Origin of the sequence: Paenibacillus rhizophilus, assembly GCF_003854965.1 — a bacterium.
In the GTDB taxonomy this organism is placed as follows: domain Bacteria; phylum Bacillota; class Bacilli; order Paenibacillales; family Paenibacillaceae; genus Paenibacillus_AQ; species Paenibacillus_AQ rhizophilus.
Genome location: NZ_RQPI01000002.1, coordinates 151,213 through 173,382, shown reverse-complemented (window position 1 = coordinate 173,382; position 22,170 = coordinate 151,213). Strand labels below are relative to the sequence as shown.

Here is a 22,170-nt window from a genome sequence, read left to right as displayed (position 1 = left end):
TTTTTCTTGAATATGAATGAATATTGCAGATATCGTTTGATTTGACAAGAGAATAGGTGATTTACCCGGTTGAATTAGACTAACTGACGTAAAATCCTATGTGAAAGCGTTTTTACAAACATGATGCGCTATTGTATGATTGGTTCGAAATGAAGCGCTTCCAAGTTTTGGGATTGTCGAATTCGACGGAAAAAGATAAGAATTACGATCCTATGGCAGCTTTTTTGAAATCGTTTGCGCAAACTGCCGAACTTAATCGCTTCAACTCAAAAATTAAGGGAATTGAACACGGAAGGGGTTAATGAAATTGAAGATGAAAAAGTTTATCGCTCTCGCCGCCGCTTTCACAATGGCTGTTTCCATTACGGCCTGCGGGTCCGGAAATAACGGAGCGAACTCCGCTCAAACGAGTGCGCCTACAGAAAGCGCAACCAATTCTGGAGGGACGAACACGGGAACGTCGTCTTCTCAGATCACTCCCGAAGACGGAGCTTCTTTGACGGTGTGGGAAAGTAAAGAAGAAAGGGCGTTCACCGAGCAAATCGCCAAGGAATTTACCCAAAAATATAATGTTCCGGTCAAAATCGAAGAAGTGTCTCCTGCCGATCAAGTGACGAAATTGTCTCAGGACGGTCCTTCGGGATTGGCTGCGGACGTTATCGTTATTCCGCATGACAATCTCGGCAAAGCGGTGGCCGCGAGTCTTGTCCTTCCAAACGATGTGTTTGCCGAGGAGACCAAAAAGAACAACACCGAGGCCTCGATTACCGGAGCCAGCTTTGAGGGCGAACTGTACGGCTACCCGCGTTCCGCAGAGACCTACGCCCTGTATTACAACAAATCGCTGGTGAAGGAAGCGCCGAAGTCTTTTGACGATGTTCTTGCTTTCAGCAAGACATTCACGGACAAATCGAAGAACAAATACGGGATCATGTGGGAAGTCGGAAACCTGTATTTTAACTATATGTTTATCGCTTCCACGGGCGGTTATGTCTTCGGCGATAACGGCACAAACAAGGACGATATTGGCCTGAACTCCGATCAAGCCATTGAAGGCTTGAAAGCCTTTGTCAAAATGAAAGAGGCTCTGCCGATCAAGAGCGGGGATATCAACCCCGATATCAAGCGCAGTCTGTTCAATTCCGGAGATGTAGCTATGGATATTAACGGTCCGTGGGAACTGGCCGGCTATAAACAAGTGCTTGGAGACAAGTTGGGTTTAGCGCCGCTGCCGACGGTTGACGGCAAAACGTCGATCTCCTTCTCCGGCATCAAAATCTACGGAGTCAATGCCTATACGCAGTATCCGAATGCGGCCAAATTGTATGCTGAGTTCGCTACCAGCAAAGATGCCCAGATTCTGCTGAACAAGCTTATCGGTTCCATCCCGACAAACAAGGAAGCTTTGGAGGATCCGCAGGTTAAGAATGATCCATATTTGTCGGCCTTTGCCGAGCAAGCGAAAAATTCCCAGCCTATGCCGTCCATACCGGAGATGGGCAATATATGGAGCCCGGCCAACGCGGCGCTGCCGGAAATTTGGGATAAAGATGCCGATCCGAAGGCGGCAATGGACAAAGCGGTTCAGCAAATCAAGGATTTGAACAATGGAGCCGCAGCTCAATAATAAAGGAATCGCTATCGCCCGCCGCGCAAGCCTGGCGGGCGATATAAATTCCCCGGGAGAGGAGAACGGAGAAGAATGCGGCGACAACGCGCAACAGCCACGATACTGTCGACGATTTTTATGGGATTGGGACAAATATACAACCGCCAATTCGTAAAAGGCATTATTTTATTCTTGATCGAATTTCTTTGTGTCAATTATTTTATCGGGAATTTGGGAAGAGCCTTGTGGGGGATCGTCACTTTGGGAGATACGCCTAACCATTTGGCTAAAGTGAACGGGATCACGAAAATGGTGCCCGGAGACCATTCCATTTATATTTTGATTCAGAGCTTGATTACCTTGTTTGTTCTGATTTTGTTTCTGATCGCCTGGTTTATGAACATCAGGGATGCATTCCAAACCGTCAAGAAACGGGAGGCCGGAATTGCGGTTAACAATTTCAAACAATCACTCCGCTATGTAAAGGATTATAAATTTGCGGAGACCTTCCTGACTCTTCCTGCCGTCGGTATTCTGTTCTTCACCATCATGCCGATCATCTTTATGATTCTGATTGCCTTTACGAACTATTCCGCCCCCTCGCACGTTCCGCCGGCGAAGCTTGTGGATTGGGTCGGCTTCGAAACGTTCCGCAATTTACTTGCTCTCAAGACATGGAGCCATACTTTTTACGGGGTCTTGACTTGGACAATTATATGGGCGATTTTATCGACGGTTACAACCTATTTCGGAGGTCTGCTGGTAGCGTTGCTGATCAGCCAGCAGGGGATAAGATTCAAGGGCTTCTGGAGAGCGATTCTGATTATTCCGTATGCTGTTCCGCAGCTGATCTCCCTGCTGCTCATGCGTAACCTGTTCAATGGGCAATTCGGCCCGATCAATCAATACCTGAGATATTTCGGACTTGGCGGGCTGCCGTGGCTAACCGATCCGTTCTGGGCCAAGGTAACCGTCATTATTGTTAATATGTGGGTTGGCATACCGGTATCCATGCTGCTGATTATGGGCGTTCTTACCACGATTCCGCGGGATATGTACGAAGCGGCCGAGGTAGACGGAGCTTCCAACTTTCAAAAATTCCGCATTGTCACTTTACCCATGGTTCTGTTCACCACTGCTCCTACGCTCATTACGCAGTTTGCGGGCAACATTAACAACTTTAACGCGATTTTTCTGCTTACGGGCGGAAATCCGGTTAACGGGAACTATCAGTATGCAGGTTCAACGGATTTGCTCGTAACATGGTTGTATAAATTAACGCTTGACCAGAACAAAAACAACATGGCGGCCGCCGTAGGGATTATTATCTTTATCATCATCGCTTCCTTTTCCATATACAACTACCGCCGGACCAATTCTTTCAAACAGGAGGACATGATCCAATGATCGGACGTAAATTGGCCAATATCATTCGTCTGGCTGTGAGTTATATCATCCTGATTGTGCTGGCGATATCCGCTTTGTATCCGGCGATATGGATTGTTCTCGGATCGCTTCGACCCGGAAAGTCGCTATACAGCAAGCATTTTATTCCTGATCAGCTAACGCTTGTCCATTATAAAGAGCTCTTTACCTCTCAGGTCTATTTGTTCGGCACATGGTACATGAATACGTTGAAGATCGCTCTTTGTTCTATGCTGATCGGCGTATTGTTGATTCTGCTGACAAGCTATGCGGTATCGAGATTTCGTTTTAAGGGACGTCAGACGGCGTTGTCCACGCTGCTGATTCTCGGCATGTTCCCGGGCTTTATGAGTATGATCGCCATTTATTTGCTGCTGAAGGAGTTTCATCTTCTGGATACTCATCTGGCGTTAATTATCGTCTACGCGGCCGGCGCTCCTCTCGTGGGAACGTTCATCGCCAAAGGCTTTCTCGATACGATTCCCCGTTCACTTGACGAGGCCGCGCGGATTGACGGGGCAAGCAACTTCGGCATCTTTGCAAGAATTATTCTGCCATTATCACGTCCGATGATTACTTATATGGCTTTGACCCAATTTGTCGGACCGTGGGTTGACTTCATTTTCGCACGGCTGATTCTGCGAACGAAAGAGAACTGGACCGTCGCAGTAGGGATGTGGGACATGGTTAATACCATCCAGAACTCCAACTTCACTCTGTTCTCGGCCGGAGCCGTACTGATTGCTGTTCCGATTATGATCTTGTTCGCCTTCCTCCAGCGCTTGCTTGTAGACGGATTGACAGCTGGAGCCAGCAAAGGATAAGCGCGTAAAGGGAAATAGCTTGTTAGCCCATATAAAATATAAAAAGCTTCCCGTTTTTATAGCAGGGAAGCTTTTTTAGGTTATAAACCGCCGTTTTTCGTTTTTGTATGCTGCTGCTAGCCGGACGGAGTGAAGTCAAAGAATCGGATTGTTTCCGTGGCGTCCGGGGTTAGCGGATTACCGCCCGGCGGGCTCCTTTTTACCGAAAAAGGTCTTTAGCGCCTGATACACTTCTTTCTTGTCCTTGATGACATAGTGCATGAACTGCGGCTGCTTAATATGCTTGTATGCGGACATCAGCGTGCTGCTCCGGTTGTACTGGTTGACCTCTCCATAGCCGAAGATGTTGCTCCGTTTCAGCAGTTCCCCGATCAGCTTGACGCAGCGCTCGTTATCGGAGCTTAAGTTGTCACCGTCCGAGAAATGGAAAGGGTAGATGTTGTACTTGGAAGGCGGATAGCGCTTGTCGATAATATCCAGCGCTTTCTGATACGCCGACGAACAGATCGTGCCCCCGCTTTCGCCCCGGGTGAAGAAATCATGCTCGCTGACCTCTTTTGCTTCCGTATGGTGGGCCAGAAAGACGATCTCAACCTTCTCGTACTGGCGGCGCAGGAAGCGGGTCATCCAGAAAAAGAAGCTGCGGGCGCAGTATTTTTCAAAGGTTCCCATACTGCCCGAAGTATCCATCATGGCGATTATGACCGCGTTGGAATGCGGAATGGTCGTTTCGTCCCAAGTCTTGTAGCGCAGGTCGTCTGGGCTGATGCCGTGGATTCCCGGCTTGCCTCTTCTGCCGTTGCGCCGCAGGTTTTCAAGCAGGGTGCGTTTTTTGTCGATGTTGGACATCATGCCTTTTTTGCGGATATCGTTAAAGACTATGGATTGCACTTCGATCTCTTCCTTGTCCTTCGGCTTCAGATGCGGCAGCTCGAATTCCTGAAACAGAATGTCCTCCAAATCCTCCAGATCGACTTCCGCCTCCACCAGGTCCTGACCCGGCTGATCGCCCGCTTTATCTCCTTTGCCCGGACCTGCTTGGGATGGTTCCCGTCCCAGAACATCTCCGATTTGGCTGTCTCCGTCGCCTTGGCCGACATGCTTCTGCTTGCGGTAATTATAAATGATCCGGTACTCATCCAGACTGCGGATCGGCACTTTTACAATTTGCTTTCCATCGGACATGATAATGTTCTCTTCCGTAACGAGATCGGGCAGATTGCTTTTGATCGCTTCCTTGACCTTCTGCTGGTGACGTTCCTGATCCTGATGGCCTTTGCGGTGCAGGGACCAGTCTTCTTTCGAGACGACGAACGAAAAGGGCTGTGACGATTGCGACAAAGAGGACCACCTCCCATGGAATATGGAAAAACGAAATTCATTCGCGGCTTAGGCGCGAACCGGCATACTGGATAGAGTTCAGCAGAGAGCCGGGGCGAGGTAAGCCGTTAGTTGTAACTAAAGTATATTCACAGTGGCGAGGGATATGTGCGCTTAAAGTAGCCGCAGAATCGCATACAGCGCTTCCCGTTAGAGATTGCAGGAGACAGACCCCGGAGCGGGTTCGTTTTTTTGCGCAGCTGAAGCACTCAGTGTTCAAACTTGTAAACGTTTGGTAACTATTGGGTAAGCGGTTTTCATTATAATATAAGAAATCCCTGCTAAAAGGAGCTTCTTCTAATGAAACTTAAAGCTGCCGCGCTGCTGCTCGCCGCCCTGCTTTTTTCCCACTCTGCGGCATCGGCTTCCGGGACGAGCGGTATTGAGATTGATTGGAATGGCGAACCCGTCCGCACATCCGTGCCTTCCTATATTGAGAACGGTGTTACCTTTGTATCCATCGATATGATCTCGAAACTGAATGGATTATCGGCAAGCTGGCTGCCGGACGAAGGGTTGGCCAGACTCTGGGTGGACCGCGGAGGCATCTTCGATTTCAAGCCGGGGACCGGCTATGCCGACGATATGGACAAGCGCTATCCGCTGGGAGCGGCAATCGCTATGAGGGATGGCCGGGTGATGCTGCCGCTGCGGTTTATCGCCGAAATGGCCGGAGCCGACGTCTCATGGGATCAAATGAACAACAAAGTGTCGGTCAAGCAAAAGCGGATGGCCATTGCATCCGTACCCGGAACCAGAAGCCGTCTTTTTGCCATGTCGGAGAATAAAGGGGAGTACGTGGGCGTTACTATGGAGTGGAACGGAATGCTGAAATCCTTTCCTTTATGGCGTAACCCCTCCAATGTGGGATCGCCTCCGCGGCTGCTGGCCCAGGATATAAGCGGCGACGGGAGGCGGGAAGCGATTATTCTGCTTAATGCGGGAAGCGGGACAGGCGTTTATCTTGAAGATCCGCATGTTGTCGACAGCCGCACGTTCAAGGAAATCCGGATACAGGACCCGCTTGAAGCCGTCCGACAAAGGCTGGTTTCCAGCGTGGACCGCCAAGGCAAAGATACCGTGATCCGCGTAACGGCGGATGGTACGGTCCGGGAACGCCATTTGGACAAGCAGGAGAGCGACGGAGAATCGCCAAGCCGTCTAACCTTCGGTTCCATCATTAAATACGAAGTGCGCGGCGGCAGGCTTGTGACTGTACTCGCAGGCGCGGCGGGGATAGAGAATTTTCTCGGGGAAGCCGTAGTAACGTATGCTTTGAAGAACGGGGCATACACCGCCGAATCCGTCTCGTTTTCATTTTATTAAGCCATTGAGAGATCATCTACCTTAAGGAGGCAGAACAACATGAAACCACAACGTACCATTTCGGCCGCGGCTGCTTTGGCCGTATTCTTGCTTGCCCTTACGGCTTGCATGGGAGATAAGCCCACCGCAGGGCCTACGGATGCGCCCGTCACGGCTTCGCCGACGACCGCGGCCAGTCCCGAACCGGGCACGGCGCCCGAGCCATCCCCTTTGCCGAGCCAGCCGGCGGGCGGAGAGACGCAGGTTATTAAAGGAACGGGCATCTACAATGGACAAATCGATAACCATTCAATAGAAATCCAGACGGAAGAAGGTCCGGTAGCTTTTGAACTCGGAGCCGGAATGGAGAGTGTGCCGGAAACGCTGAACGAAGAGGACAAGGTCGCCTTTGAATACGTGGAAAAAGAGGTAGCGGGCGACGCTTCGATCAAGCAGCGGGTGCTCACCAAGCTGAGCGCTTCGAAAGGAAGCGCGGATAAATCGTCCGAATTGCCGCGCACGAAGCAGCTGGCGCTTACGCTTGAAGGCAACCGGGAAGAGAAGACCGCTACGCTTGCTTCGGGCGACGATTATGCGCTGTATGTGTTCGACATTCTCAGCTTCGACCCGGCGAAGGGCAGGCTTTATCTGAAGGTGAATCCCGACTATTACGCCGACATTGAGAAGCTTCCTGCGGACTTCAACCTCGATAATCTGCTGCTTGAAGGGCGTGAAGAGTTGTCCAAGACCGGAGAGGTCAAGGAGCTTAAGGGAGACGAGAGAGCACAGGCTATGCAAGGTGCGCGTCTGTTTCTGACCGCGACCGGCAATAACGGGACGAAAAAGTATATCGTCAAAGAATCCGGCGGGCAGGGCTATATTATTAAAATGAATATCCCGTATGGCGATGCCACGGAAGGATTTCCGCCGCATGCATTCGCTTCATTGAATTCGCTTGTGAACCGCTAAACGCAGCGAAAAAAGCGCGTACACGCGGGAAGGACAAGACGGCCCCTCAGCCTTGTCTTCCGAAGCTTTCGGAGACAAGCGGAGGGGCCGTTTTGCGTTCAGGCGCCGGGATTTTTGGAGGAAGGCAATAGCCTCCGATTCTACTGCAGGGCGCCAGCACTCATCAGGACGACCGCAATGAGCAGCAGGAACACAAGCAGTATAATTCCGTTGATAATCGTTCCGATGATTCCGAATACTTTACGCCTTCCGCGCAGGGCAAGACCAATGATCCCTACCACTACGCCGATAAAATTAAGCGCCGCTAGCGCAAGCACTGCCATCCCGAGGAACAGAAAGGCTCCGCCCGATTGGCCATTCAGCACGGTTGTTTCAGTCACCGCCGGCCCGATTAAGGCTCCGGCGACTATAAATGAGACGATGTATCCTGTAAGGGTCACCATTGCAATAACAAAGGAGGCGATGCCCGGACCGGAATGCTTGAGCTTTCGCGGTTCCTCGGGGTATGGAGAAAAGCCGGAGGTGCCGGGATAGGGGTCGCCTTGCGGTGTGTCTTTTTTCGGGAATTCATGTTCATCCATAGGCTTAAGTCTGCTCCTTTACGAATGATTAAATATGTATATGCTATTACCTATTTTTCACAACACGGCTCGAAATGCAAGGTTCTTTGCAAATATGTGAAAACTGGATCGAAGGCATCGCATCCGTTATGATAGAAGTATTCGATACGCGTGCCGCAAAAGCCTCGTTATTCACGGCACATGATAAGGAGTTGTCAGTCTTTGCAGCGGACATTTATGACTTGGGGAGCCTTGCTCGCCATGCTGGCGGTAGCCGTCGGCGCTTTCGGAGCCCATATCCTGAAAGCCTCGCTCGATGAGAGGGCGTTGGCGGTATATGAAACGGGCGTCCAGTATCACATGATCCATGCGCTGGGTCTGCTGATTGTCGGCCTTGCCGCTGGACAATGGGGCGAAAGCGGCCGGCTCCGCTGGTCCGGCGGATTGCTGCTTGCCGGCATCGTCCTGTTCTCGGGCAGCCTCTATGCGCTGAGTATTTCCGGAATCAAGGTACTGGGAGCAATTACGCCGTTAGGCGGAGTATGCTTCATTGCCGGTTGGCTGCTGTTTGCTCTGGAGGGCTGGTCCCGGAAAAAAGCAGTCTAATTCGGAAGGACGCTCAGCTAGCAGAAGCGCATTGAACCTCATGGCGCCGATCCTATGATTTACGCAAGTGAGGGTGCCCTTAGACCGTCTTATGGTCTGGGGCACCCTCACTTGCTTTTTACAAAAATTCGTCGATTTCATTCAGCCTGAACGTATATACCTGCTTCTCGTCTACATGATAGACGTTAATGGTGCCTGTCTCTTCGTCAAAATTCAGAATACGGCACGGGAGTGACATCTGCTTGCCCTGACGGTTGGCTCTTAACCGGACCAGCCGGTTATCCCGGATAAACGCGCGAATCTGTCCGAAGGCGTCTGCGGGGCTTGCTATGGTCGCCGGCGGGGGAGACGCGGCTTTCGAAGATGAAGCCGGCATGGAAGACTTATAGCCCGATAGCTTCTTTAGTAGAGCACTTTCATGCTTGGACAACGTTTTGGGAGGATTCAGCAGGCTGTCGATTTTTTTTCCCAGGGGAAGTTCCGAATTGATTTTGAAATCGCCTACGACCTGGCTGCCGTTCATCAGTTCCAGCAAATACTGCAGAGCAAGCGGATGGGTACGGGCATTAATCAAGATGTCGACGTTAAACAAATAATGATCGTCTTCGCTTAGTGTTTTTTTGTCCATAATGCCCCCAGCTTATCCTTAGGAATGGTTCTATGTAAACAAACTATATCATTAAATGCGAAATAATTATATAGTAGAATTTTAAGTGAATGGGCCTTTCGTCTCCTAATTCTCCCAAGAAATCGGGACCAACGTCCACACGCCTGCATCAAGGCAGGCATACACATAGAGCGGGGAAACGATAAGGGAGGTGGCTGTTAATGGTGACTTTGGAGCCTGTAGCGGTCGGCAATCATATCATGCTTGGCGTTGAAGTGAAACTGCCCAAAACGACGCTGCTGACGATCAGCACCGATAAAGGTTATATTATGTGCGGCGCGCTTGATGTCGGACTGCTGAACGAACGTCTTGCGGACCGGGGTATCATTGCCGGAAGGGCTGTGGGGGTACGAACTTTGGAGCAGCTGCTTGCCGCTCCGCTGGAATCCGTGACGTTCGAAGCGGAGAAGCTTGGAATCGTTCCGGGCATGACCGGGTCCGAAGCTTTGCTTAGGATGCTGTAGAGAAATGCGCAGGTGAGATGGGGCCAATCGGCCCCTTTTTTAATGCTCGGCACTTAGCCAAATTGATATCCATAAATAGAGGTTACGCGTTTGTGTAAAAAAGCCGAAGCGGACGGGCCAAGCATAAGCGGGAATTCCTTTGTGCATCCTACAGAAGTCGATCAATCCAGAATTTTGACAATATTAAAGATATCCGGTCATTTTGTTTCGCCTGGGCGCGCATAGGGGTAATTGGTCATTAGACAGCAGCAGGGGCCGGATCACGCATGATATGCCGGCTACATTTTGAAACAAGGAAGGGATTAAATATGGCTAAAGCAACGAACAAAGTTGATTCTACCTCAATCGAGCAAGTATTGAACCGGCAGGTTGCAAATCTGAATGTATTGTATGTCAAAATACACAATTTCCACTGGTATGTAAAAGGCGAGCAGTTCTTTTCGCTTCATGTCAAATTCGAAGAATTGTACGATGAAGTTACGGTGAAAATGGATGAGGTAGCCGAGCGTTTGCTGAGCATCAAGGGAACGCCGGCGGCTACTTTGAAGGAATATCTTGAGATTGCGACCATTCAGGAAGCAACCGGCAAAGAGGACACTCGCGCGATGGTGCAATCGCTGATCGAGGATTTTACGACCGTGGCCGAAGAGCTGACGGAAGGCATTGAGCTGGCGGAGGAAGGCAGCGACCACCCGACGGCGGACCTGTTCATCAAAATCCGCAGCGACTTCGAAAAGCATGCTTGGATGCTGCGTTCTTACCTCGGTTAAGGGCAGGGGTTAGGCGATATCATTCACAGGTATCTTTTGCGGACAAGCCTCCTTCGGGAGGCTTTTTTACATTATCAAACAAATCCCTCTAACTTCTGGAACGGCTGTTCTGGAAAATATTTCAGAGGTATGCCGCGGCTAAGGAAGGAAATGTATACACGGCGCGCTTTTTTCACTCTATTCAGACTCCGGACATAGGGTTTGGACGACCGCTTGCGGAAGCTTTTTTAACATCGGCCTGTCGAAATGGACCGAATACCGTTATAATAGAAACATAATCAGCCGAACAATGGGATGGAAGGAGGGATAAGCAATGAAACTCAACCCTGTCGCTCTGAAAGAATGGGCTTCTGTCATTGATGTTCTTGCCGAGGGTGATCAGATCCTGGTTATGCGAAAAGGCGGCATCGAGGAAGAAACGAGGCGGTTTGAGCTGAAGAGCCGTTCCTTTTACTTGTTTCCTACCTATGAGCATCAGCGGACCCATCTCGTCAAGGATCCCTATCGATCAATAGTGGAACGTTCGCTTTCAGAATATGATGCGGGGGCCGAACGTGTGAAGCTTACCGCCTATGCCGAGGCCGTCGATGATCTTGAGGTACGCGATCATGAACAGCTTGAGCTGCTCTATCCCTATCATATGTGGACCGGGAATTTGGCCGAGGAGCGGTTGAGATGGAAAGCGAAGGAGCCTTTGCATGTATTGCTGCTCAGGGTATACAAGCTGGAGGAGCCAGCTCTGATCAAGGCGCTTCCGGAATATGGCGGCTGCCGCTCCTGGATCGAGCTTCCGTCGCTCCCGGACGACGCCGGATTAAGTCCGGTTTTGAGCGAAGATTCCTTTGAAGAACAGCGCAGGAGAATTAAGTCCATATTGGGGCAATAATATGACAATAATGGTGAAAATTCGTTGAAACATTTTGAAAAAATGAAAATTCAGTTTGTAAAGACAGGTCCATTATAATAAAATTAGTGAAAATCATTGATAATCAGTGAGAATCAAATTATAATTATTTTAATTTGATAAGCACTCTAAAACATGATGCTGGGATCAGGGCTAACCTGTTTAAATATACTTCTGATTTCGCAAATCGATCAATGGAGGGAATGAACGTTATGGCAGCAGAATTTGTCATTGAGGGTTTGAAAGCGACGATTGAGGGGAAAGAGATTTTAAAGGGGTTCAACCTTCAAATGAAGGGCGGCGAGGTTCATGCCATCATGGGGCCGAACGGCACCGGTAAAAGTACGCTTGCTTCTTCGTTGATGGGCCATCCGAAATACGAAGTGACGGAAGGAACCGTAACCCTTGAGGGCGAAGATGTGCTGGAAATGGCCGTTGACGAGCGCGCTCGCGCCGGATTGTTCCTTGCTATGCAGTATCCCAGTGAAATCGCCGGTGTAACGAACTCCGACTTTCTCCGCAGCGCGATCAACGCGCGCCGCGAAGAGGGAAGTGAAATTTCGCTGATCAAGTTTATCCGCCAAATGGAAGGCAAAATGAAGGAACTGGAAATGAACCCCGAGTTCATGCACCGCTATTTGAACGAAGGCTTCTCCGGCGGCGAGAAGAAACGCAATGAAATCCTGCAAATGATGTTGCTGGAACCGAAAATCGTCATTCTGGACGAAATTGACTCCGGTCTGGATATCGACGCTTTGAGAGTTGTAGCCCAAGGGGTAAACGCTATGCGGAGCGAAGACCGCGGATTCCTGGTTATCACCCACTACCAACGTTTGCTCAACTATATCAAGCCTGACTTTGTTCATATAATGATGCAGGGAAGAATCGTCAAATCCGGCGGTCCGGAGCTGGCGGAACGTCTGGAAGCTGAAGGCTACGAATGGGTGAAGGAAGAACTCGGAATCGAAGATGAGACCGTAGGACAGGAAGCTTAAGAACACCTGGAAGGAGGAGACCATAATGATGACCCAAACCATTCTTCCGGTGGACGCCGGCCGATTGAGTGAACTGTCGCTAAGAAGCGGAGAGCCGGAATGGCTAAAGGAAAGCCGCCTGAAAGCGCTGGAGCTTGCCGCGGAACTGGAACTGCCGAAGCTGGAGAAGACACGGATTGAGCGCTGGAATATACACCAATACGGGAGTTATAAAGAAAGCGCGGCGATTGCCGCATTGAACGAAGCACCCTCCTCCATTGCCGCAATTGTAGGAAGCGCGGAGGAAGGCAGCCTTATCATTCAACGGAATTCCGGAGCGGTCTATACTCGTCTTGCCCCAGAACTTGCGGAGCAGGGAGTAATCTTCACGGATCTGCAGACGGCGGTGAAGGAACACGGAGAGCTTGTGCAGCGCTATCTGCACACTGCGGTCAAACCGGAGGAGCATTCGGTCGCGGCGCTGCACGCGGCGCTGTGGAACGGAGGCGTGTTCCTGTACATTCCGAAGAATGTGGTGGTCGAGACACCGGTGCAGGCCGTATTCCTGACGGACGACGCAGAGGCTGCGTTCGCTCCTCATGTCCTGATCGTGGCCGACAGCAACAGCTCGGTGACTTATGTCGACAACTACGTGTCGGGCAAGAATGATGCCGGACTTCATAACGGCGCCGTGGAAGTTTTCGTCGGAGCCGGAGCGAAAGTTCGCTTCGCCACGGTGCATCAATTCGGAGCGGATACTACGGATGTTACGTACCGCCGCGCTATCGTTGAGAATGACGGAACGGTCGAGTGGATTGTCGGCGAAATGAACGACGGCGATACGGCCAGCGATACAAAGTCGGTGCTCAAGGGCAGCGGGGCAAGCTCCGACGCGAAAGTCATTGCGGTAGGCTCGGGTTCGCAAAAGCTCAACTACACGACGCAGGCGCAGCATTTTGGCAAAAACACGCCAAGCAATATGATTACCCGCGCGGTTATGCGGGAAAGCGCCACGTCGATTATCAACGGAATCACCAAAATCGAGAAGGGCGCAACGCGCGCGGACGGTCAGCAAACGGAAAAAGTGCTGATGCTGAGTCCTAAGGCCCGCGGGGATGCCAATCCGATTCTGCTTATTGACGAAGACGACGTTACCGCAGGACATGCAGCTTCCGTCGGGCAGGTCAATCCGGAGCAAATCTACTATCTCATGTCCCGCGGCATTTCCCGTGCGGATGCGGAGAGACTCGTTATATACGGCTTCCTTGCGCCGGTTGTGTCGCAAATTCCACTTGAGGGACTGCGCGAACAGCTGAAGTCTCTTGTGGAAAGGAAGTTGGGACAATGAACAACGCCATCCGGGAGCAATTTCCCATCCTGAACCAGAACGTCAACGGCCATCCGCTCGTGTACCTGGACAGCGCTGCGACTTCGCAGAAGCCTCGGCAGGTAATTGAAGCGATCAAGGCATACTATGAACATGATAATTCCAACGTTCACCGCGGCGTCCATACGCTGGGCAGCCGGGCCACCGATGCCTACGAAGGAGCCAGAGAGAAGGTTGCCAAATTTATTAACGCCCGCAGTACCAAGGAGATCATATTTACCCGCGGTACGACGACCGCTCTTAATCTGGTAGCTTCCTCTTACGGTCCTTCCGCCGTCGGAGAGGGCGATGAAATCGTAATTACCCTGATGGAGCACCATAGCAACCTGATTCCGTGGCAGCAGCTTGCCAAGAAGACCGGAGCGACTCTTAAGTACATTCCGCTTCAAAAAGACGGGACCATTTTGCTGGAGGATGCCGAGAAGACGATTACGGACAACACCAAGATCGTTTCCGTGGCCTATGTCTCCAACGTAATGGGCGTCACCAGCCCGGTAAAGGAGCTGGCGGCCATAGCCCACCGGCACGGCGCGGTCATGGTAGTGGACGGCGCGCAGAGCACGCCGCATATGAAAGTCGACGTTCAGGATCTGGACTGCGACTTCTATGCACTATCGGGCCACAAGATGTGCGGGCCTACCGGTATCGGCGCCCTTTACGGCAAGAGAGCGCTGCTGGAAGCCATGGAACCGGTGGAGTTCGGCGGGGAAATGATTGATGACGTTGGCCTTTACGATTCGACTTGGAAGGAACTGCCGTGGAAGTTCGAAGGCGGCACACCGATTATCGCGGGCGCTGTCGGCCTGGGAGCGGCGATCGATTTTCTTCAGGAGGTCGGCCTGGATGAGATTCACCGGCATGAGATCAAGCTCGCTGCGTATGCCGAGCAGCGCCTTGCCGAAATCAACGGTATTTCCATCTACGGACCGCGTAACCGTCAAGTGGGCGTCGTAACCTTTAATCTGGGGGATGTTCACCCGCATGACGTAGCTACCGTGCTCGATGCGGAAGGGATTGCGGTCCGGGCAGGGCATCACTGCTGCCAGCCGCTGATGCGCTGGCTGGAGGTTAGTTCAACGGCACGGGCCAGCCTGTACTTGTACAACAACGAAGAAGATATTGACCGGCTGGCGTCGGCATTAATCCGGACAAAGGAGTATTTCGCCGATGCAATTGGATGATTTGTACAGACGTGTGATCATGGATCATTATAAGAATCCCCGGAACCGCGGATTGTTCGAAGACGACGCCATGAAGGTGGAACTGAACAATCCTACATGCGGAGACCGTATTACGCTGCAGCTGAAGGTGGAGGACGGAGTCGTTAAAGAGGCGCGGTATGTCGGCGAAGGCTGCTCGATCAGCATGTCCTCCGCATCGATGATGACCGAGGTCGTTAAAGGCAAAACAGTGGAACAGGCACTCGACTTGGCCGGCCGCTTCTCTGCACTGATGAAAGGCGAGGACGTGACGTTCGGCGATTATGAAGATATCGAAGCCCTTTCCGGCGTTAACAAATTCCCGGCGCGGATCAAGTGTGCGACATTGGCCTGGAATGCGCTGCGCAAAGGCATCGACGAGGAAGAACGACACCACTAAATGAAATGAAGGAGGCATACCCCCATGGCCAAAAAAGCGCCTGAAATTGAAGAGTACAAATATGGTTTTCGGGACGAGCACAAGGCGGTATTTCAAACGGGTAAAGGGCTGACTCCGGAAATTGTCAAGGAAATTTCGGCTATCAAGAATGAACCGCAGTGGATGCTGGACTTCCGTCTGAAGTCGCTCGGTCAATTCGACAAAATGCCGCTGCCGCGTTGGGGCGGAAACCTTGACGAGCTGGACTTCAACGACATTCAGTACTATGTCAGACCCTCCGAGAAGCAGGGCAAAACCTGGGAAGAAGTTCCTTCTGAAATCAAGGAAACATTTGATAAGCTCGGTATTCCCGAAGCGGAGCAAAAGTTCCTTGCGGGTGTATCCGCACAATATGAATCCGAAGTCGTGTACCACAGCATGCAGAAAGATCTTGAAGATCAGGGCGTTATCTTTACGGATACGGACACGGCTCTGCGTGAGCATCCCGAGATTTTCAAGGAATATTTCGGCACCGTTATTCCTCCTACCGACAATAAGTTCGCCGCGCTGAACAGCGCCGTCTGGTCGGGCGGAAGCTTTATCTACGTTCCGAAAGGCGTTAAATGCGAAGTGCCGCTGCAAGCTTACTTCCGCATCAACTCCGAGAACATGGGACAATTCGAAAGAACGCTGATCATCGCCGATGAGGACAGCTTTGTGCATTACGTTGAAGGTTGCACCGCTCCGGTGTACAGCACAAATTCGCTGCACAGCGCCGTCGTTGAAATCATCTGTAAAAAGAACGCGCGTGTCCGTTACACGACCATTCAGAACTGGGCGCCGAATATCTACAACCTCGTTACGAAACGCGCCGTTGCGGAAGAGAACGCGACGATGGAGTGGGTTGACGGCAACATCGGTTCCAAGCTGACGATGAAATACCCGGCGGTTGTTCTGAAAGGACGCGGCGCCAAAGGCTCCGTACTCTCCATCGCTGTTGCCGGCAAAGGCCAGCACCAGGATGCCGGGGCCAAAATGATCCATTTGGCACCGGACACAACGTCCACTATCATTTCCAAATCGATCAGCAAGCACGGCGGCAAGGTTACTTACCGCGGGCTCGCTTCCTTCGGCCGCCAGGCAGAAGGCGCGAAATCGAATATCAAATGCGATACGCTCATTATGGACAACGAGTCCACTTCGGATACGATTCCTTATAATGAGATTATGAACGATAACATTACACTCGAGCACGAAGCGACGGTCTCGAAGGTATCCGAGGAGCAGCTCTTCTACCTAATGAGCCGCGGTCTTACGGAAGCCGAAGCGACCCAGATGATCGTCATGGGCTTCATCGAGCCGTTCACCAAGGAACTGCCGATGGAATACGCCGTCGAGATGAATCGTCTCATCAAATTCGAGATGGAGGGAAGCATAGGTTAGCCTTGATAATTCAAGGTTTTCCGGCTTTCGGCCAGAGTTTTACCGGTTAATTAAATAGCATCCAGATACGTGTCCGCCAGTGAACTTGACGCTCTTATGCCCAAGACGCTCGGACACGTATTTTATTTAAAATATAAGAATTTATAAGCCGAGCGCTTATCATTTTGTCTTATATTTCTACGAGAAACGGTACCGTCCCTAAAAGGACGGCGAAGCCGTTTCTTCTTGGGACTACATACTTTAAATTGTGTTGAAAAATTAGGGGGAATACCATGAGTTTCGTGTCTGTTTTGGGCCGGGAGAATTTTTTATGTGTAATGAGTGACGGAAAGCTGCTTGGCGAGAACAATGAGATTTTGCAGGAAGACTATCAGAAATTTATCAATATCGGAAACAGCGCTTTTATTGCTTTCGCGGGCAGTCAAGGGGCTTGTGAAGAGCTTTCGGTTCAGATGCTTCCATACTTTGATGAAAAAACGGACTTTTCCGCAATTAATAATGCTTTGATCGATTTTTTTAATGCTGAAGATCCAAATCAAAGGGATGTAAAAGTAATGATTGCTTTTGGAGGAATAAACCTCGAAGGCCATATTGAGTTCTATACGATCGATTCAAGAACGAATAAAAGTGAGAAGTACTTCCCGGAAGGAGAAGATATTAAATTCTGTTTTCTGCGCAGCGGAGATTTCCTCAATGACCTAAATGTTAAGGGGAAAATGATCGAACTGCTTCGGACAACGGGGGTTAATACGCCTACCGAGTGTATTTCCGCGCAAAAACTGCTGAATGATTATGTTGCCGACCTTGATGCATCGGTTAATAAGAAGACCTCGAGAATGGTCATCAAAAAATAAAGAGTGAAAGCTGAGACAGAATAAATATTAGTAGACACGAACATATGTTCTGTTATAGTATAGCAGTAGAAATTTAAACTCAGGAATGAAAGGATGTTGAAGGAATGGCTAAACTGACCCCTTACATTTTTTCGGAGGATGCTAGATCACAGGCTTCGTTTTACACTGAGGCGCTTGGCGGGGAAATTCTGGGCGTTATGACTTTCGCAGATGGTCCCCAGCCGAATACGGAGTACAAGGATAAGGTCATGCATCTCAGCTTTACGGCTGCCGGTATTTTGTTCTATATGAGCGATTCCTTTAAGCCGATCGAGCGGGGAAACGGGTTGGCTCTTACGCTGGAATTCTCTGCCGAAGAAGAGGCTTATGCAGCTTTTGATAAGCTTTCTGAGGGCGGCAAAGTGATTGATGCGTTGAAGCGCCAATTTTGGGGAGCGCACTTCGGCCAGCTTGAGGACAAGTACGGGGTAACATGGCAAGTCACTACGGAGATGGAAGCGCCCGAACCATCCTGATTCCATCCGGGGTCTCTGTGCCCGACAACTGTGAATGATAGAGATAGCGACGAGCGTTTCCGTAGTGGAGACGCTTTTTAATTTGTTGCCGATTTTCCTGCAGAAAGACCAGCATTTGTGAGAAAACGGAAGCATTCTATGAATACGGGGACCAGTTTAGATAGGCTAATCGGTGAATTCCAGGATTTAGTGCAGAATCCGGCCATTTTTCCGCTTTGCTCCATTAAATTAGGAGTGATAAACTGCATAAAGTCGCTAAAAATTGAAAGCGTTAAAGTATGGAAATGTGTGAATTAAAGGAGGAGAGACATGAATGTTCTTAGGCAACTGCGGGGCTTTTACCGGGAAAGGCTGCATTTTCTGATTCTTTCGATTGTTTGTTTAGCCGCCGCAACGGCAGTGGGGCTGATTACCCCAAACCTGCTGAGGAAGCTAATTGACGATGTTATCTTGCCCATGAAATTCGATGAAGTTCCTCTGCTTGCTCTGACGGTACTGGCTGTGGTGTGCGTGAAGGCGGGTTTGCAGTTCGCACACGGATTTTTCGGAGGAAGGGTTGGGAATTATCTGGCCTATCGTCTCCGTAACGCCTGCTACGAGAAGCTGCAGTTTTTGTCATTCCGTTATTACGACACCGCGAAGACCGGAGATCTCATGTCCCGGCTGACCGGCGATCTGGAGGCGATCCGGCTGTTTATCGGCTTCGGATTCGCACAGCTGCTGAATGTCTTCTTCATGGTGCTCTTCGGATCAATCATGATGTTCTCGCTCAATTGGCAGCTTACGCTGGTGACGCTCGTAACGATGCCGTTACTGGCTGCGGTAGCTTTTAAATTCGAATCCCGCATTCATCCGGCTTTTCAGGAGATGAGACTTGCGCTCAGCGCGCTGACAACAGCGGTTCAGGAGAACGTAACCGGCGTGAGGACGGTCAAATCTTTTGCCAGAGAGCCTTATGAGGTAGAGAAATTTTCCGGACGCAATGAGCGTTATAAGAATAATCAGATTTTTGCAGCCGGCCTGTGGAGCAAGTTCTTTCCGATCATGGAGTTTCTGGCTTGCGCCTGTGTGGCTATTTTGCTTGGAGTGGGCGGGACGCTGGTCATTAACGAAAGAATGACGCTCGGCGAACTGGTCGCTTTTTTCAGTCTGATCTGGTATATTATCGCTCCCGTATGGGGCTTGGGCTTTCATATCAACAATTATACCCAGTCGAAGGCTTCCGGAGAAAGAGTGCTGGAAGTGTTGAATCATTGGATCGACGTCAAGGACCAACCGGATGCGCTGGAGGTGGATGCGGCCGAAGTAAAGGGTCATATCGTGTTTGATCATGTTACTTTTGCTTATGGAAATAAGCTGGCGGCCGTTACGGATATTGACTTTGAAGCAAAAGCGGGCTCGGTTATCGGCTTTCTTGGCGGGACCGGCTCGGGCAAATCGACGATAATCCAGCTGCTCATGCGGGCTTATGATGTCAATGAGGGCAGCATCAGACTGGACGGTACCGATATCAGGGAGCTGGGAGTCCGAAGTTTAAGGTCGCAGATCGCCACCGTGTTCCAAGAGACTTTTCTATTCTCTTCCTCTATCCGGAACAATATCGCTTACGGGCTGAAGGATGTGACGATGGAGGAGGTGATCCGCGCAGCCAAGCTGGCACAGGCGCATGATTTTATTATGGAGATGCCGGAAGGGTACGACACTGTTGTCGGGGAGCGCGGCATGGGGCTCTCGGGAGGCCAGAAGCAGCGGGTAGCCATCGCGAGAGCTCTATTGAAGAACCCGCGAATTCTGATCCTTGACGATGCCACAAGCGCGGTTGATATGGAAACGGAGCATGAAATACAGGCAGGGTTTCAGGAGGTCATGCGCGGGCGGACGACGCTGATTATCGCGCACCGCATATCTTCTCTCCGGCATGCCGATCAGATCCTTGTTCTGGATGAAGGGGAAATCGTGCAGCGCGGCACCCATGAGCAGTTGATTCAGGTTCCAGGAGCTTACCGCGATGTGTACCGGATTCAATACGCCGATTATTTGGCGAGAGCCGCCGGAGGTGAAGACCAATGAGCCATGTAACGGTGAAGAGTAAAAATGGAGCGCCCGGCTCTTTGGAGACCGAAACGGACGTGTCGGCGCAGGAGAGATTTGTCTACAAGGATGACGACGTCATCGACAAAGCCTTCGACTGGAAGCAGTTTAGCCGGCTATTCGGCTACATGAAGCCGTATGCCAGACAAATGCTGCCGCTTGTCCTGCTGATGATGGTACTGGGCACGATCACCAAGCTTTCGGTACCGTTCCTCACCAGTCAGGCGATCGATAAAGCCATCGCGCCGAAAGAAGGAAGCCCGAATCCGACACTGCTATATTTTCTGACGGCAGGCGTTATCGTACTATACATCGTTCAGTGGATTGCCGGTGTCTACCGGATTAAGTACACCAATGTGATCGGCCAAAGAGTCATATACGATCTTCGCTCCGATCTGTTCAAGCATATCCAGAAGCTGTCGTTCAACTTCTTCGACAAGCGTCCGGCAGGCTCGGTGCTGGTGAGGGTCACCAATGACATTAACTCTCTCCAGGATCTGTTCACGAACGGGGTCGTCAACTCGATTATCGACTGCGTACAGCTTGCCGGAATTATTGTTATTTTGCTGGCGCTGAACTGGAAGCTGGGCCTTGCGGTCATGGTGACGGTGCCGATCATGTTCTTCGTCTCGACCAAGCTCCGCAAGACGATCCGCATCGCCTGGCAGGAGGTCCGGATCAAGAACTCACGGATCAATTCGCATTTGAACGAGTCGATTCAAGGCATTCGGGTAACTCAGGCCTATACCCAGGAACTCGAAAATATGAACTATTTTGACGCCATGAACAGTGACAGCAAGAAATCCTGGGACAAGGCGTCGGCCATGAACCAGACTTTCGGACCGATTATCGAGATAACGGGCGGCATCGGAACATTGATTCTGTTCTGGCTCGGGGCGCACCTGATCCAGACCGGCAATCTGACGGTCGGCGTGCTCGTGGCATTCAGCACCTATGTGAGCAACTTCTGGGACCCGATCAACCGGCTGGGGCAGACCTATAACCAGCTGCTTGTAGCCATGGCCTCTTCGGAGCGTATTTTCGAGTATCTCGATGAAGAGCCGCTTGTCAAAGATAATCCGGGCGCGAAACCGCTGCCGACGATCCGCGGCGATATCAACTTCCAGAAAGTCTATTTCGAATATGAAAAAGGCCGCGCCGCGCTGAAAGGAATCGACCTTGATGTAAAAGCGGGGCAGTCGATCGCGCTTGTCGGGCATACCGGCTCGGGCAAGAGCACGATCATTAATCTGATCGGACGCTTCTATGACATAACGGGCGGCAGGATTACAATAGACGGACAGGACATCCGGGGGGTCACTTTGAGCAGTCTCCGGAGCCAGATTGGCATCGTGCTGCAGGACACGTTTATATTCTCCGGCACCATCCGGGATAATATCCGCTTCGGTCGGCTAGGCGCCTCAGACTCGGAGGTGGAAGAAGCGGCCAAAGCGGTGGATGCCCATGATTTTATCATGAAGCTTCCGGGCGGCTACGATACCGAGGTGGAGGAGCGCGGCAGCGCGCTGTCCATGGGACAGCGTCAGCTGTTGTCTTTTGCCCGGGCGCTGCTGGCCGATCCGCGCATTCTGATTCTGGATGAAGCGACGGCGAGCATCGATACCGAGACGGAGTTGAAAATACAAGAGGCGTTGAAGGTGCTGCTTAAAGGCCGGACCTCGTTTATTGTCGCCCATCGGCTGTCCACGATCCGCCATGCGGACAAAATCGTCGTTCTCGATCATGGAGAAATTAAGGAAATGGGAACGCACCGCGAATTGACGGAACGGGAAGGCATTTACAACGGTCTGATCGAAGCGCAGTTCCGGTTTCTGTGACAAAAGC

At 51.0% G+C, this 22,170-nt stretch carries 21 protein-coding genes; 18 read left to right on the top strand and 3 right to left on the bottom strand.

All coding sequences use genetic code 11. From position 1 onward, the window contains the following. Nucleotides 1-307: 307 nt before the first annotated feature. From EH198_RS06230 to EH198_RS06220, 3 genes are all read left to right on the top strand, one after another. The gene (locus EH198_RS06230) at nt 308-1,627 is read left to right on the top strand and encodes a sugar ABC transporter substrate-binding protein (RefSeq protein WP_124694689.1); all 1,320 of its coding nucleotides are present in this window, start codon (nt 308-310) and stop codon (nt 1,625-1,627) included. Nucleotides 1,628-1,702: 75 nt separating this feature from the next. After that, nucleotides 1,703-3,016, top strand: a complete 1,314-nt coding sequence (locus tag EH198_RS06225) for a carbohydrate ABC transporter permease (RefSeq protein WP_124694688.1) — start codon at nt 1,703-1,705, stop codon at nt 3,014-3,016. Then, nucleotides 3,013-3,858 (top strand): sugar ABC transporter permease, encoded by an 846-nt coding sequence (locus tag EH198_RS06220; RefSeq protein ID WP_185702776.1) that lies wholly within the window; start codon nt 3,013-3,015, stop codon nt 3,856-3,858. Before EH198_RS06225 ends, EH198_RS06220 begins: the two co-directional genes overlap by 4 nt. Before the next feature lie 177 nt (nt 3,859-4,035). Here the strand turns inward: EH198_RS06220 and yhbH are convergent, their stop codons facing one another. Continuing rightward, on the bottom strand, nt 4,036-5,199 hold the full coding sequence (gene yhbH / locus EH198_RS06215) for a sporulation protein YhbH (RefSeq protein ID WP_124694687.1): 1,164 nt from the start codon (nt 5,197-5,199) through the stop codon (nt 4,036-4,038). A gap of 339 nt (nt 5,200-5,538) precedes the next feature. On the opposite strand from yhbH, the gene EH198_RS06210 reads away from it, so the two are divergent. Beyond that, complete coding sequence (locus tag EH198_RS06210; protein WP_124694686.1) at nt 5,539-6,564, top strand: stalk domain-containing protein; 1,026 nt, start codon at nt 5,539-5,541, stop codon at nt 6,562-6,564. A 39-nt stretch (nt 6,565-6,603) separates the two neighbouring features. Then, nucleotides 6,604-7,512 carry a hypothetical protein gene (locus EH198_RS06205; RefSeq protein WP_124694685.1) on the top strand — a complete coding sequence of 303 codons (909 nt, stop codon included), beginning with the start codon at nt 6,604-6,606 and terminating at the stop codon, nt 7,510-7,512. A 140-nt stretch (nt 7,513-7,652) separates the two neighbouring features. Here the strand turns inward: EH198_RS06205 and EH198_RS06200 are convergent, their stop codons facing one another. Beyond that, nucleotides 7,653-8,093 (bottom strand): hypothetical protein, encoded by a 441-nt coding sequence (locus EH198_RS06200; RefSeq protein WP_124694684.1) that lies wholly within the window; start codon nt 8,091-8,093, stop codon nt 7,653-7,655. A gap of 201 nt (nt 8,094-8,294) precedes the next feature. Here EH198_RS06200 and EH198_RS06195 point away from each other — a divergent pair, with 201 nt between their 5' ends. After that, complete coding sequence (locus tag EH198_RS06195; RefSeq protein WP_124694683.1) at nt 8,295-8,678, top strand: DUF423 domain-containing protein; 384 nt, start codon at nt 8,295-8,297, stop codon at nt 8,676-8,678. A 118-nt stretch (nt 8,679-8,796) separates the two neighbouring features. Here EH198_RS06195 and EH198_RS06190 read toward each other — a convergent pair whose 3' ends face one another. Then, nucleotides 8,797-9,306 carry a hypothetical protein gene (locus tag EH198_RS06190; protein ID WP_124694682.1) on the bottom strand — a complete coding sequence of 170 codons (510 nt, stop codon included), beginning with the start codon at nt 9,304-9,306 and terminating at the stop codon, nt 8,797-8,799. Between the two features lie 200 nt (nt 9,307-9,506). On the opposite strand from EH198_RS06190, the gene EH198_RS06185 reads away from it, so the two are divergent. From EH198_RS06185 to EH198_RS06130, 12 genes are all read left to right on the top strand, one after another. Further along, nucleotides 9,507-9,809: a YunC family protein gene (locus tag EH198_RS06185; protein ID WP_124694681.1), complete on the top strand. Its 303-nt coding sequence runs from the start codon at nt 9,507-9,509 to the stop codon at nt 9,807-9,809. A 308-nt stretch (nt 9,810-10,117) separates the two neighbouring features. Then, nucleotides 10,118-10,579 (top strand): Dps family protein, encoded by a 462-nt coding sequence (locus tag EH198_RS06180; protein WP_124694680.1) that lies wholly within the window; start codon nt 10,118-10,120, stop codon nt 10,577-10,579. 313 nt (nt 10,580-10,892) lie between these two features. Next, complete coding sequence (locus EH198_RS06175; protein WP_124694679.1) at nt 10,893-11,465, top strand: DUF1802 family protein; 573 nt, start codon at nt 10,893-10,895, stop codon at nt 11,463-11,465. A gap of 230 nt (nt 11,466-11,695) precedes the next feature. Next, a complete protein-coding gene (sufC, locus tag EH198_RS06170; protein WP_124694678.1) occupies nt 11,696-12,478 on the top strand; it encodes a Fe-S cluster assembly ATPase SufC in 783 nt (260 codons plus the stop codon). A gap of 25 nt (nt 12,479-12,503) precedes the next feature. Next, nucleotides 12,504-13,805: a Fe-S cluster assembly protein SufD gene (gene sufD, locus EH198_RS06165; protein WP_124694677.1), complete on the top strand. Its 1,302-nt coding sequence runs from the start codon at nt 12,504-12,506 to the stop codon at nt 13,803-13,805. Continuing rightward, nucleotides 13,802-15,025 carry a cysteine desulfurase gene (locus tag EH198_RS06160; protein WP_124694676.1) on the top strand — a complete coding sequence of 408 codons (1,224 nt, stop codon included), beginning with the start codon at nt 13,802-13,804 and terminating at the stop codon, nt 15,023-15,025. Before sufD ends, EH198_RS06160 begins: the two co-directional genes overlap by 4 nt. Next, a complete protein-coding gene (gene sufU, locus EH198_RS06155) occupies nt 15,012-15,443 on the top strand; it encodes a Fe-S cluster assembly sulfur transfer protein SufU (RefSeq protein ID WP_124694675.1) in 432 nt (143 codons plus the stop codon). Before EH198_RS06160 ends, sufU begins: the two co-directional genes overlap by 14 nt. A 24-nt stretch (nt 15,444-15,467) precedes the next feature. Then, complete coding sequence (sufB, locus tag EH198_RS06150) at nt 15,468-16,865, top strand: Fe-S cluster assembly protein SufB (RefSeq protein ID WP_124694674.1); 1,398 nt, start codon at nt 15,468-15,470, stop codon at nt 16,863-16,865. Nucleotides 16,866-17,137: 272 nt separating this feature from the next. After that, on the top strand, nt 17,138-17,719 hold the full coding sequence (locus EH198_RS06145; protein WP_124694673.1) for a hypothetical protein: 582 nt from the start codon (nt 17,138-17,140) through the stop codon (nt 17,717-17,719). Nucleotides 17,720-17,823: 104 nt separating this feature from the next. Then, nucleotides 17,824-18,234 carry a VOC family protein gene (locus tag EH198_RS06140; protein ID WP_124694672.1) on the top strand — a complete coding sequence of 137 codons (411 nt, stop codon included), beginning with the start codon at nt 17,824-17,826 and terminating at the stop codon, nt 18,232-18,234. A 309-nt stretch (nt 18,235-18,543) separates the two neighbouring features. Continuing rightward, nucleotides 18,544-20,304 carry an ABC transporter ATP-binding protein gene (locus EH198_RS06135; RefSeq protein ID WP_124694671.1) on the top strand — a complete coding sequence of 587 codons (1,761 nt, stop codon included), beginning with the start codon at nt 18,544-18,546 and terminating at the stop codon, nt 20,302-20,304. Then, a complete protein-coding gene (locus tag EH198_RS06130; RefSeq protein ID WP_124694670.1) occupies nt 20,301-22,163 on the top strand; it encodes an ABC transporter ATP-binding protein in 1,863 nt (620 codons plus the stop codon). The genes EH198_RS06135 and EH198_RS06130 overlap by 4 nt, the downstream gene beginning before the upstream one ends. Nucleotides 22,164-22,170: the final 7 nt, after the last annotated feature.